General features: G+C 68.6%; 10 protein-coding genes and 1 tRNA gene. 8 read left to right on the forward strand and 3 right to left on the reverse strand.

Annotated features, from left to right (window positions below; translation table 11 throughout):
• The first annotated feature begins 213 nt into the window (after nucleotides 1-213).
• From QQA13_RS01275 to QQA13_RS01295, 5 genes are all read left to right on the forward strand, one after another.
• Nucleotides 214-1,926, forward strand: a complete 1,713-nt coding sequence (locus QQA13_RS01275; RefSeq protein WP_234411343.1) for a sulfatase-like hydrolase/transferase — start codon at nucleotides 214-216, stop codon at nucleotides 1,924-1,926.
• A gap of 102 nt (nucleotides 1,927-2,028) precedes the next feature.
• A complete protein-coding gene (locus tag QQA13_RS01280; RefSeq protein WP_234411342.1) occupies nucleotides 2,029-2,256 on the forward strand; it encodes a hypothetical protein in 228 nt (75 codons plus the stop codon).
• 106 nt (nucleotides 2,257-2,362) lie between these two features.
• Nucleotides 2,363-3,100, forward strand: a complete 738-nt coding sequence (locus QQA13_RS01285; RefSeq protein WP_108472076.1) for a lysoplasmalogenase — start codon at nucleotides 2,363-2,365, stop codon at nucleotides 3,098-3,100.
• Entirely contained in the window at nucleotides 3,100-4,386 is a 1,287-nt protein-coding gene (locus QQA13_RS01290; protein WP_108472075.1) for a sterol desaturase family protein, read from the forward strand. The genes QQA13_RS01285 and QQA13_RS01290 overlap by 1 nt, the downstream gene beginning before the upstream one ends.
• Nucleotides 4,387-4,554: 168 nt before the next feature.
• On the forward strand, nucleotides 4,555-6,066 hold the full coding sequence (locus QQA13_RS01295) for an amino acid permease (protein ID WP_108472074.1): 1,512 nt from the start codon (nucleotides 4,555-4,557) through the stop codon (nucleotides 6,064-6,066).
• Nucleotides 6,067-6,078: 12 nt separating this feature from the next.
• Here the strand turns inward: QQA13_RS01295 and QQA13_RS01300 are convergent, their stop codons facing one another.
• On the reverse strand, nucleotides 6,079-7,164 hold the full coding sequence (locus tag QQA13_RS01300) for a GGDEF domain-containing protein (protein ID WP_108472073.1): 1,086 nt from the start codon (nucleotides 7,162-7,164) through the stop codon (nucleotides 6,079-6,081).
• A 286-nt stretch (nucleotides 7,165-7,450) separates the two neighbouring features.
• On the opposite strand from QQA13_RS01300, the gene QQA13_RS01305 reads away from it, so the two are divergent.
• From QQA13_RS01305 to QQA13_RS01315, 3 genes are all read left to right on the forward strand, one after another.
• The gene (locus QQA13_RS01305; RefSeq protein ID WP_108472072.1) at nucleotides 7,451-9,349 is read left to right on the forward strand and encodes a M61 family metallopeptidase; all 1,899 of its coding nucleotides are present in this window, start codon (nucleotides 7,451-7,453) and stop codon (nucleotides 9,347-9,349) included.
• Nucleotides 9,350-9,512: 163 nt separating this feature from the next.
• Nucleotides 9,513-9,589 (forward strand) — tRNA-Arg (locus tag QQA13_RS01310).
• 83 nt (nucleotides 9,590-9,672) lie between these two features.
• Nucleotides 9,673-10,728: a glycerophosphodiester phosphodiesterase gene (locus tag QQA13_RS01315; protein ID WP_234411341.1), complete on the forward strand. Its 1,056-nt coding sequence runs from the start codon at nucleotides 9,673-9,675 to the stop codon at nucleotides 10,726-10,728.
• Between the two features lie 76 nt (nucleotides 10,729-10,804).
• Here the strand turns inward: QQA13_RS01315 and QQA13_RS01320 are convergent, their stop codons facing one another.
• The gene (locus QQA13_RS01320; protein ID WP_108472070.1) at nucleotides 10,805-11,389 is read right to left on the reverse strand and encodes a hypothetical protein; all 585 of its coding nucleotides are present in this window, start codon (nucleotides 11,387-11,389) and stop codon (nucleotides 10,805-10,807) included.
• Nucleotides 11,390-11,539: 150 nt separating this feature from the next.
• Complete coding sequence (gene queF, locus QQA13_RS01325; RefSeq protein WP_108472069.1) at nucleotides 11,540-12,364, reverse strand: NADPH-dependent 7-cyano-7-deazaguanine reductase QueF; 825 nt, start codon at nucleotides 12,362-12,364, stop codon at nucleotides 11,540-11,542.
• Nucleotides 12,365-12,491 lie beyond the last annotated feature (127 nt).

Genomic DNA, 12,491 nt, shown 5'->3' on the forward strand with positions numbered 1-12,491 from the left:
GTTCCGTGGGAATGCGGGGGGACTGATCGCGGAAATTAGCAGATCAGGGTGACCGGGTGCCTGCCCATCCGTCGCCGGGGCAGGCCTGCGCCTCGCCAGCGGCGCCAGGCCCAACGCCAGTGGAACGATGTGCCGGGGGGGCGCTTTGTTGCCGTTGCAAGACCGTAAGATGGCACTTCGGTGATACCCGTCCTGCAGGGGGACTTTCCAGCCATGCGTCGAATGTCGTTGCGTCCCACGCGGGCGGGTGCGGTGGTGCTGTGCGCGCTGGCGTTCTTCGCCGGCTGCATCGCGCTCACCGCCTGGCAGGAGCCGCAGCCGCTGCAGCGCGGCTTCATCATGGGGCTGATGCTGTGCACGTCCGGCGTGCTGCTGTTCGCGTTCGGTCGGCTCGGCACGGCGCTGCTGGTCGGCGGCGGGCTGTTCCTGCTGCTGAAGTCAGTGGCGGTGCTGAAGCTGCGCTACCTCGATTCGCAGCTGATGCCGTCGGACTTCATCTATTACGTGCGCACCAGCCTGCTCGACACGCTGCGCCACTATCCGCACCTGTACACGGTGGGGATCGGCCTGGGCGTGCTGCTGCCACCGCTGCTGTACCTGGTGTGGCGCTGGGACTGGCGCGTGCTGGCGCGGCCGCGGTCGCGGCGCGTCGCCGGCATGCGCCTTGGCGGCGTCGCGTCGTGCGCGCTGGCGCTGTGGCTGTGCATGCTGCCCAGCGGGCCGTTCGCGCGGGTGCACTCGCGCAACGCGTGGCAGAAGATGTCCGACGATGCGCAGCTGACCAACTTCTTCGTCAACCTGCACGACGCCGACGTGGAGCTGCCGGCGATGGCCGACGACGCCGTGGCCGAGCAGGACTGGGGCGCCACCGCGCAGGGCGCCCCCGGCAGCACGCCGCCACCGTATCCGGACATCGTGCAGGTGCTGGAGGAAAGCACCTTCGACCCGTCGATCTACGATGCCTGCAACGTGCCGCCGTGCCGGGTGGCGATGTTCCGCCCCGATGCGCGCACCCGCGCGCACGGCATGCTGCGCGTGCATACCTTCGGTGGCGGCACCTGGGTCAGCGAGTTCGCCGCGCTGACCGGCATGCCGCAGGATATCTTCGGTCCCGGCGGCATGTACGCGCCGTACGTGCTGGCGCCGAACGTGCACGACGCGCTGGCCTTGCAGCTGCGCCGGCTCGGTTACCTCACCATCGGCGTCTACCCGACCAGTGCCGACTTCATCAACGGGCGCAACGCGTACCAGGCCTACGGCTTCGACCACCTGTACGGCGCCGGGGAACTCGGCCTGGAGGAGTGGGAGGAGAGCGACGCACAGATGTTCGCGGCGGCAAAGCGCATCTACGACAAGGTGAAGAAGCCGGGGCAGCCGGTGTTCCTGATGATCCTGACGCTGAACCAGCATGGCCCGCACGACCACGAGCCGATGGCGAAGCTGCCGCGACCCTACCGCGACCTGCTGCGCGGGCTGCCGGCGGACACCGCGCTGAACTTCGACACCTACCTCGCGCGCCTGCACGCTTCGGACCTGGCCATGCGTGCGCTGGAGCACGCCTTCCTTGACCGCGCGCAGCCGACCGTGCTGTTGCACTTCGGCGACCACCAGCCGTCCTTCAACGGCCTGATCCGCGATCTGCCGCGTCGCTTGCCGCCGGCGCTGCGGCCGTACCGCGACTACCTCACCTACTACATGCTGAAGAGCAACGTCGCCGGCCCGCCGTTGCCGCAGTACCCGCTGCTCGACATCGCCTTCCTGCCCAGCATGGTGCTGCAGGCAGCGGGCGTGCCTACCGACGCGTACTTCACCGCGGCGACCGAGTTGCGCGAACGCTGCCACGGCCTGTACGACGACTGCGCCGTACCGGGCCTGCTGGCGTCCTACCACGCCTGGACGATCGGCCGGCTGCACGTGTATCAGTGACCCGCCGCGGCAGTTTCCGTCGCCAGCGGCCATGCCGGCAGGCCGGCGCCAGGCGTCGCTTCTGCGTGGCGCCGGTGCCGGCGCTACTGGCAGGCGTCTTGCTTGCCCCTGGGCATGAACCAGCGCAAGCCGCCACGCCGGGAAAGCTCCGCCGCCAGCCTCGAACGACGGATGGCCGACGGCGGCCTGTCGGACGACGCCCGGCAGTTCCTGCGCGATCTGCACGCCGCCGAGAAGCAGCTCAACGACGCGTTCAGGCGGGCGCATCAGGGTGGTGCGCTGGAGGAGCGGGTGAGCGCGGTGTATCGCCGGATGTACGGCAAGGATTGAGCACGGCCGTGCCGTTGCCACGGCACGGTCGCATGCCCTTGTCATGCTCATCGCCGACGCGATCGCCCGGGCTATGATCGGGCAAGCTTCGTCACCCGGATCGCCCATGTCCATCGCCACCTTCGCCAGCGAGTCCGCGCCACACCCGCGCGGGCTGGCGCTGGCCACGCTGGGCGCCGCGATCGCCGCGATCGCCGGCGCGCTGCTGGCTGCTGCCGATCCTGGCCAGGGCTGGCGCTGGCTGCACTGGTGCGGCAAGCCGCTGGCCACCGTGCTGATCTTCGTGCTGGCGTGGCGCGCGCGTCCGGCGCAGTCGTCGCGCTACCGGCGCTGGATCCTGGCCGGGATCGCCTGCTCGCTGCTCGGCGACGTGTTCCTGATGATGCCGGGCGACCTGTTCGTGCCGGGACTGCTGTCGTTCCTGTGCGGCCACCTGTGCTTCATCGCCGCGTTCCTCGGCGACAGCCGCTTCGCCGCGCGGCCGTGGCTGCTGCTGGTCACGCTCGGCTACGGCGCGGCGAACCTTTATCTACTGTGGGATGCGATCGGCGCGCCGCTGCGCGTGCCGGTGGTCGTGTACGTGCTGGTGCTGGCGAGCATGGGCGGGCAGGCGCTGGTGCGCGCGCGGATGTTTGCCCGGCGCGGCGATGCGCAGGCACCGGCCGCGCGACTGGCCGCGCTCGGTGCGCTCACCTTCATGCTCAGCGACAGCCTGCTGGCCTGGGATCGCTTCCGCGGCCCGCTGCCGCTGGCCAGCCTGTGGGTGCTCTCGGCGTATTATCTGGCGCTGTGGTGGATCGCGCGCTCGGTGCAGCGCGTCGGTACGGCGAACGGGGCAGGGTAGTGAATACACAGGAACTCATCATCACCTGGGCCACCCCGGTGTTCTTTCTGCTGATCGGCATCGAGCTGCTGGTGGCGAAGCGGCGCGGGCGCGACGCCTACGCCAGCAACGACGCGATCAACAGCATCGGGCTGGGCGTGATCTCGCAGCTGGTCGGCGTGTTCGGCAAGCTGCTGACCATCGGTATCTATGCGTGGTGCGTCGAACACCTGGCGCTGTTCGTGCTGCCGGCGGACAACCTGCTGGTGTGGGCCGGCGCGCTGCTGGGCTACGACTTCTGCTACTACTGGCTGCACCGCGCCGGGCACCGGGTGAACATCCTGTGGGCCGCGCACGTGGTGCACCACCAGAGCGAGCGTTACAACCTGTCCACCGCGCTGCGCCAGACCGGCAGCGGCATGCTGCTGGGCTGGCTGTTCTACCTGCCGCTGGCCGTGCTTGGCGTGCCGCTGCAGGTGTTCGTGGTGGTGGCGCTGATCGACCTGCTGTACCAGTTCTGGGTGCACACCGAGCAGATCGGCCGGCTCGGCTGGTTCGACAGGGTGTTCTGCTCGCCGTCCAACCATCGCGCGCACCACGCGGTGAATGACCGCTACCTCGACCGCAACTACGGCGGCATCCTGATTGTGTGGGACCGCCTGTTCGGCACTTTCGTGGAGGAGGACGCCGCCGACCCGCCGGTGTACGGCACCCGTTCGCCGCTGCGCAGCTGGAACCCGCTGTGGGCCAACGCCGAGGTGTACTGGCATAGCGCGGTGGACGCGTGGCACGCGCGGCGCTGGCGCGACAAGCTGCTGGTGTGGCTGAAGCCGCCGGGCTGGCGCCCGGCCGATGTGACGGCACGCTACCCGAAGCCGGATTTCGTGATGCCGAGCGAGCGTTTCGACCCGCCGCTGTCGCGGCCACTGAAGGTCTATGTACTGCTGCAGTTCGCGCTGCTGCTGGGCATGACCACGCAGTTCCTCGGCATGGCCGGCAAGGCCAGTTTGCCGGAATTGCTGCTGTATGCGATCTATCTGGTTGCCGGCCTGTGCGTGCTCGGCGCGCTGATGGAAGGTCGCCGCTGGGCGCCGTGGGCGGAAGGCGTGCGCGTGCTGGCTACCGCCGCGGTACCGCTGCTCAGCGGACGCTGGTTCGGCGTCGGCCATCTGGACGGCCATCTCGCGTTGGCGATCGCGCTGGTGTTCGGACTCAGCGCGCTCGCACTGCCATGGCTGCGCCCGTCGTCGGTCGGCGCGGGCGTGGCCGCTGTTCCCGCTGAATCCGCAGCTGCTTCGCTGCGCTAGGGCGGGCACCGCCCGCCGGCCGTCTGCTCCGGCAAAAGCGGCGGCCGTTGCCCGCCCTGCGGGATTTGCGCGGCACTTCGACGGTCCGGCGGCAACCGTGCTGCACCGCGCTGGGTGCCTGCGTGCGCATTCGCTATGATCGCCGCTTGTTTGACTCAGGGGCAGACGATGGGATTCTTCAGCAAGCTGGTGCGCCACAAGACGGTCGAGCAGCTGCAGGCGGAGGCCGGCACGCGCGGCGATTTCCGCCGCGTGCTGGGCTTGTGGCAGCTCACCGCGATCGGCATCGGCGGCATCATCGGCGTGGGCATCTTCGTGCTGGCCGGCCAGCAGGCGGCGATGAACGCCGGCCCCGCGGTGGCGATCAGTTTCCTCATCGCCGGCGTCGGCAGCGCCTGCGCGGCGCTGTGCTACGCCGAGTTCGCCGGGCTGATCCCGGTTACCGGCAGCGCCTATACCTACGGCTACGCGGTGCTCGGCGAGTTCGCCGCGTGGATCATCGGCTGGGACCTGCTGCTGGAATACGCGCTGGTGGTGGCGGTGGTCGCGATCGGCTGGTCCGGCTACGTGCAGGTGCTGCTGAACTCCGCCGGCGTGCACCTGCCGGAGTGGGCGCAGCAGAGCATGAGCGCGCAGACCATGCAGTACTACCTGCAACAGCTGTTCGGCCTGCACGGTACCAACGCCATCGCCGGGCCGAGCGACGGCCATCGCTTCAACGTGATCGCGGCGGCGGTGTCGCTGGCGGTCGCCGTGCTGCTGACCGTGCGCACCGAGTGGGGCGCGCGCTTCAACACCGCAGTGGTGGCAATCAAGGTGATCGGCGTGCTGTTGGTGGTGCTGGTGGGCGTGTTCTACATCGATACGGCGAACTGGCACCCGTTCGTGCCGCCGCGGGTAGTCGATGCCGTCACCGGCATCGGCCACTTCGGCTGGCAAGGCGTGCTGACCGGCGCCAGCGTGGTGTTCTTCGCGGTGTTCGGCTACGACACGCTGACCACCGCGGCAGAGGAGTCGAAGCACCCGCAGCGTGACCTGCCGCGCGCGGTGCTGCTGTCGCTGGCGATCGCGATGGTGCTGTACCTCGCGGTGTCGCTGGTGCTCACCGGCATCACCCACTACAGCAACCTGGGCGGCGAAGCCTCGGTGTCCGACGCGTTCGAGTCGATCGGCCTGCACTGGCTCAGCGTGACCATCGCGGCGGCGGCGGTGATCGGCGTCACCAGCGTGCTGTTCGCCTTCATGCTGGGCGCGGCGCGGATCTGGTTCGCGCTGGCCCGCGACGGCCTGCTGCCGGCATGGTTCGCCAGGGTCAGCCCGCGCTTCGGCACGCCGGCGCGGCCGACCCTGATCATCGGCGTGTTCACCGCGCTGGTGGCCGGCCTGCTGCCGATCGGCGAGGTGGCCGAGCTGGTCAACATCGGCACGCTCAGCGCCTTCATCATCATCTGCGCCTCGATCATGCTGCTGCGCGTGCGCCGGCCCGACCTGCAGCGCAACTTCCGCACGCCGGCGGTGTGGTTCACCGCGCCCCTGGGCATTCTGTTTTCCGTGGCGCTGATCTATGGCCTGCCGTGGATCACCTACGAGCGCTTCATCCTCTGGATGGCGATCGGCTGCGTGATCTACTTCGCCTACGGTATCCGGCACAGCCGGATGGAACAGGGCGGGCGGACGTAACGCCCGCGACACTCAGCAATCGTCGGGGCTGCACACCACCCGATTGCGCCCGGCGTTCTTGGCCTGGCGCATGGCCTGGTCGGCGCGCGCCAGCAGGGCCTCGATGTCGTCGCAGCAGCGTGGCGAGCATTCGGCGATGCCGATGCTGACGGTGAGCGGGCCGTCCGGGCGCCGGATCTCGTGTATCGACTGACGCAACTGCTCGGCACGCTGGCGCGCCTGCTCCAGGTTGTTGCCGGGCAGCAGCATCGCGAACTCCTCGCCGCCGATGCGGCCGATCAGGTCGTCCTGGCGCATCTGCCGGCGCATCGCCGCGGCCAGCGCGATCAGCGCGGCGTCGCCGGCGGCGTGGCCGTACTGGTCGTTGATCTGCTTGAAGTGGTCGGCATCCAGGAACAGCATGCAGGCCGGCTGCTGCTGGTGGTGCAGCTCGGCCATCGCGGACCGCGCCAGCTCCAGGAAACGGTTGCGCAACAGCAGGCCGGTGAGGCCGTCGGTATTGGCCTGCTCGCGCAGCTGGTGCTCCAGCCGGAACTGTTCGAACAGGGTGCGCGCCATGAACGCGCGCAGCACCGTCGACAGCGCGATCGCGACCGTCATGTAGACCAGGTACTGGAACACCTGCACGCCGTCGAGGCGGCCGAACAACAGCAACGGCAACGGTCCCAGCGCGCACAGCAGCATCGCCGCGACGAAATCCCAGCGCCCCAGCCAGATCACCGACGACGCCACCGGCAACAGCAGCCCGGGCAACACCATGGAATGCCCGCGCATGTCACCGAAGCCGTTGAGGTTGATGCCGATCTCCAGCAGCAGGATGCACAGCAGGGTCAGCGCGCTGAGCAGCCGCGGCTGCCGCACATGCCGGGTCGACGAGGCCACCAGCAGCAGCGGAAGCAGCGGGGCGAGGCGCAGCCACAGCGGCAGCGGCGAGTGGCGCACCAGGGTGCTGGCGACGACCGCCACCAGATAGGCGAGCGCACCCACCAGCGTCAGGGCGTGGATCATCGGTCCCATCCGCAGCGCCAGATAGCGGCTGTACTCGCGGCGCTGCTCCGGGTTGTCGGCGAGCCGGAGGCTTTTGAACAGGGCGTGCATGCGGTTTCCGCGGGTGGAAAGGTGAGGGTGTCAACGCAAGCCGAGCAAGATGGATGCCAGGTCTCCGCGATCGGCCGGACCGGTTCATGTGCGAGCCATCGTCGTGACCTTCGGCAGGGGTGAAGCCCGGCGTTGCCGGTCTAGCATCGACGCCTCGGATTCCTGTCGCGGCAACTTTCCGCGACGCGATTCCCGGAGCCTGCCTGGTCTGTCCGCCTCGCACCGTGGAATGCGGATCGAGCGGCAGCGTCCGCCAGGCTTCCCATTTCCACCCCCGGAGAACACATTGAAAGCCACCCGTCTCGCTTCCGCCCTCGCCGCTACCGCCTTCGGCCTGGCCAGTTTCGCCGCGCTCGCCGATGTCCCGGCACCGCAGGATGTGCCGTACCAGGGCACCTTGAAGGTCACGGTGGACGCCACCGACGTGGTGCATCGGATCTTCCGCGTGCATGAAACGCTGCCGGTCGCTGCCGGTCCGCTGACGCTGCTGTATCCGCAGTGGATCCCCGGCAATCACTCGCCGACGGGACCGATCGACAAGATGGCGGGGCTGGTGGTGAAGGCGAACGGCCAGGTGCTGCCGTGGACGCGCGATCCACTCAACGTGTACGCCTTCCACCTCGACGTGCCGCAGGGCGTGAGCAGCGTGGAGGTGACGTTCCAGTTCCTGTCGCCGCAGGATCGCAACCAGGGTCGCGTGGTGATGACCCCGGAGATGCTCAACCTGCAGTGGAACGCGGTGACGATCTATCCCGCCGGCCATTTCGCGCGCCAGATCAACACCGAGGCCAGCGTGAAACTGCCCGCCGGCTGGCAGGCCGGCACCGCGCTGGAAGTGGCCTCGAAGGATGGCGACACGATCCACTTCAAGCCGATCAACTACAACGACCTGGTCGATTCGCCGATCTACGCCGGCAAGTACTTCAAGCGCATCGATCTCGACCCGGGCGCGAAGGCGCCGGTGCACATGAACATCGTGGCCGACGACGCGAAGTACCTGGAGATCAAGCCGGAACAGATCAAGCCGTTCCGCGAGCTGGTGCAGCAGATGTACAAGATGTACGGCGCGCACCACTACGACCACTACGATTTCCTGGTCTCGCTCAGCGACAAGATGAGCGGCAATGGCCTGGAACATCACCGCTCCAGCGAGGATGGCACCTCGGCCGACTTCTTCACCGAGTGGAAGAAGAACGCACTGGGCCGCGACCTGTTCTCGCACGAGTTCAACCACTCGTGGGACGGCAAGTACCGCCGCGGTGCGGATCTCGCCACGCCGAACTTCAACGAGCCGATGAGCGACACCCTGCTGTGGGTGTACGAGGGCCAGACCCAGTTCTGGGGCCAGGTGATGGCGGCGCGTTCGGGCCTGTGGGACGCCGAGCAGGCGCACGACATGTGGGCTTTCACCGCCGCCACCTACGACAAGGGCCGCCCCGGCCTGGCCAGCTTCCGCAACGTGCAGGACACCACCAACGATCCGGTGATCGCACAGCGCGCGCCCCTGCCGTACCGCAACTACCAGGCCAGCGAGGATTACTACTCGGCCGGCCAGATGATCTGGCTCGACGTCGACGGCAAGCTGCGTGAACTCAGCGGCGGCAAGAAGAGCATTGACGATTTCGGCAAGGCGTTCTTCGGCATGGAGAACGGCAAGTGGGACGTCAACACCTACGTCTTCGAGGACGTGGTCAAGACGCTCAACGACATCGCGCCGTACGACTGGGCGAAGTACCTGCGCACGCGCCTGGACGGCCATGGCCCGCTGACCGGCGGCATCGAGTCGCATGGCTGGAAGCTGGTCTACACCGACAAACCGTCCGAGGCGGTGAAGGCGATCGAGGCGCGCCGGCATTCCGCCGACCTGACCTACTCGCTCGGCCTGTCGATCGGCAAGGCGGGTGCCATCGGCGACGTGCTGTGGGACGGCCCGGCATTCAAGGCCGGCATCTCGCCCGGCATGACGGTGATTGCGGTCAACGGCCACGACTATGACGCCGATGCGCTCAAGGACGCCGTCACCGCCGCCGCGAAGGACAAGAACCAGCCGGTCGAATTGCTGGTGAAGAACTTCAACGAGTACAAGACCGTGCGCATCGACTACCACGACGGCCTGAAGTACCCGCACCTGGTCCGCGACACCAGCAAGCCCGACACCCTGGGCGCGCTGCTCAAGGCCCGCTGAAACCGCGTGCGCCCCTCTCCCGCTGCGGGAGAGGGGCAGGGCAACAGGGCGCGTGCGGGGCAAGGCACCACATCCCGCCGCGCATGCCCCCCGTCGGCAACTCCGCTATACTGCGCTCCCCCGCGGCAGCGGCCTTCGGCCGGCCTGCCGCGGGGCCTTGCATGCGCCCGTAGCTCAGCTGGATAGAGTACTGCCCTCCGAAGGCAGGGGTCGTGGGTTCGAATCCCGCCGGGCGCACCACTTTTCGTGATCCCTGCACGCCCCATGGCGTCATGCGCGCTGGCATCGCTACGCGTCCGCCGCGTTCGTTTATGCTCCATGGCATGTCCGCACCTGCCATCGCCGCCGCCGAAAAGCCGCTTGCCGCCAGGGTGCAGGTGATCGCCCACCGCGGCGCCAGCGCGCATCTGCCGGAGCACACGCTGGCGGCGTATGCGCGGGCGATCGCCGATGGGGCCGACTTCATCGAGCCGGACCTGGTGATGACGCAGGACGGCGTGCTGCTGGCGCGCCACGAGAACGAGATCGGCGGTACCACCGACGTGGGCAGCCACCCCGGGTTCGCCGCGCGCAGGACCCGCAAGATCATCGACGGCGAGCTGGTGACCGGCTGGTTCAGCGAGGACTTCAGCCTGGCCGAGCTGAAGACGCTGCGCGCGCGCGAACGGTTGCCGGAGCTGCGCGGCACGCGGCATGACGGCGAGTTTCCGCTGGCAACGCTGGATGAGGTGATCGACCTCGTCGCGGCCGGGTCGAAGGATCGCGGGCAGGCCATCGGGATCATCCCGGAGATCAAGCACGGCAGCTATTTCCGGGACATCGGCCTGCCGATGGAGGACGCGCTGCTGGCCGCGCTGGCCGCGCACGAGCATACCCGCACGGCGCCGGTGGAGATCCAGTCGTTCGAGGTCGGCAACCTGAGGTATCTGCGCGGCCGGCTCGCCGGTGCGCACGGCAACATCCGCCTGCTGCAACTGCTCGGCGACGCGGGGGAACAGCCGTACGACGTGGTCGCGGCGGGCGGCAGGCTCAGCTACGCGCAGATGATGACGCCGGCCGGGCTGCGCGAGATCGCCACGTATGCGGACGCGATCGGCCCAGACATCCGCGCGATCATCCCGCTGACGGCCAACCGGGTGCTGGGCGTGCCGACGGCGCTGGTGCGCGACGCGCATGCCGCCGGCCTCGAAGTGCACCCGTACACCTTCCGTCCCGAGAACGGTTTCCAGCCGCTCGACCTGTGGCACGGCAGCGACCCGCACGACTTCAATGCGGCCGGTTCCATCGCCGAGATCCGCGCCTACCTCGCCACCGGCATCGATGCGTTCTTCACCGACGATCCGGCGATCGGGTGCAAGGCGCTGAACCGGCAGGCTTGAGTGAAGATGCGTGAGCAACGCGGAATCGCCGGCATGGCGCTCGCACGTTGCTCACTGCTTGCCACTTGTTTCCCGCTCAGCTCTTCCTGATCTGGAAATCCTGCTTCGCCACTGGCTTGCCGTCGAGCGAGATCTCGACCTTGTACTTGCCTTCCGGCCACAGGTCGGGGTTCTGCACCTTGAACGTGGTGATGGCCGGGCCGTCGGTGGCGATCGACTGGCTGATGCTGCTGACCAGCTGGCCCTGGCCTTCCAGGTAGCTCCACTTCGCGTTGAGCGTGGCGCCGCCGGTGCTGCCTTCGGTGGCGACGCTGGCATAGATGGTCTTGTCGTTGGTGGTGAAGCTGTTGCTGGCGCGGGTTACCTGGTGCTCGGCGTTCACCGTGCTGCCCAGGGTCAGCCTGGCCACCGTGAACGGCGCGGCCGGCGGGGCGGCCACCGGGGCGGCGCTGGCCACGCTGGCCGTGCGAGCGGGCGGTGACGCGGCCGTGCTGGCAGTGGCGGGCGGCGGTGTCGGTGTTGGCGTGATGGCCACCGGAGCGGTGCTGGCCGGGGCCGGCGCACTGGCCGGTGTCGATTCGTGCTTGCCGCAGCCGCCGAGCAGCAGCAGGCCGGTCAGGAGGGTGCCGTACAGCGCGATGGGACGCATGGGTCGGGTCATGGGAACTCCGGTGTCGATGACGTGGCGGATGCCGCTGGGTGGCCTGGTGTCAGGGCACCGAGGCTAACGCCGCCGATCTGAAGCGTCGATTACCGGGGGGAATGGCCATGGCTGAACTTTCACGCGGCACTGACGCGCGCGTCGGCGGGCCTACTGCCGAACCGTGCGCGGGTTGGCGGGCGTGGCCGGCGTGCTGCTGCGGAACGGGTTGATGTCCAGTCCGCCGCGGCGGGTGTAGCGCGCGTACACGCTGAGCTGCCGTGGCGCGCAGCACTGCGTCAGGTCGACGAAGATGCGTTCCACGCATTGCTCGTGGAACTCGTTGTGGGTGCGGAACGAGACCAGGTAGCGCAGCAGGCCGGCGTGGTCGATCGGTGCGCCGCGGTAGGCGATCTGCACGCTGCCCCAGTCGGGTTGTCCGGTGACCGGGCAGTTCGAGCGCAGCAAGTGCGAGACCAGGGTTTCCGCCACCGGCGTGGCGGTGGTGTCGGCCTGCAGGAAATCGGCGTTTGGCGGGCCGTAGTGGTCGATGGCGATGTCCTGGTCATCGAGCAGATGGCCGTCCAGATCGATCACGGGAAGCGCAGCGGCGCGTGCGTCGCGCAGTTGCACGTTGACCACCGCACCGGCCGCCGCGGACAGGTCGTGCATCAGGGTGGCGGACAGCGTCGCGGCGTCCGCGATGCGCTCTTGCGCGAAGCCGTTGAGGTACAGCTTGAACGACTTCGACTCGATGATGCTGGGCGAGGCCGCCGGCACGTGGAACTCGGCCAGGGCAACCTGCGGCTTGCCGCGCTGGTCGAGCCACGACAACTCGTAGGCGTTCCAGATGTCCACGCCGTGGAACGGCAGCACCTCGCCCAGGCCGATCTCGGCGCGCTTGTCGGCGCGGGGGATCGGAAACAGCAGGCCGGGATCGTAACGGTCGGCGTAGACCGTGTCCTTGCCGAGCGGGGAGTGTTCGGGGGTGCTCATGCGCGCAGTTTAACTGCTCTGCGGGTGCGGCTTGCCGGGGGAAGATCAAGAGCGGGGCCCATCCCGGCCCTCCCCTGCGTGCAGGGGGGCAGCGGCTGTGCGCCTCCCTTCTGCAGCAAGGGAGGCG

Origin of the sequence: Rhodanobacter thiooxydans (assembly GCF_030291135.1) — a bacterium.
Taxonomy (GTDB): Bacteria; Pseudomonadota; Gammaproteobacteria; order Xanthomonadales; family Rhodanobacteraceae; genus Rhodanobacter; species Rhodanobacter thiooxydans_A.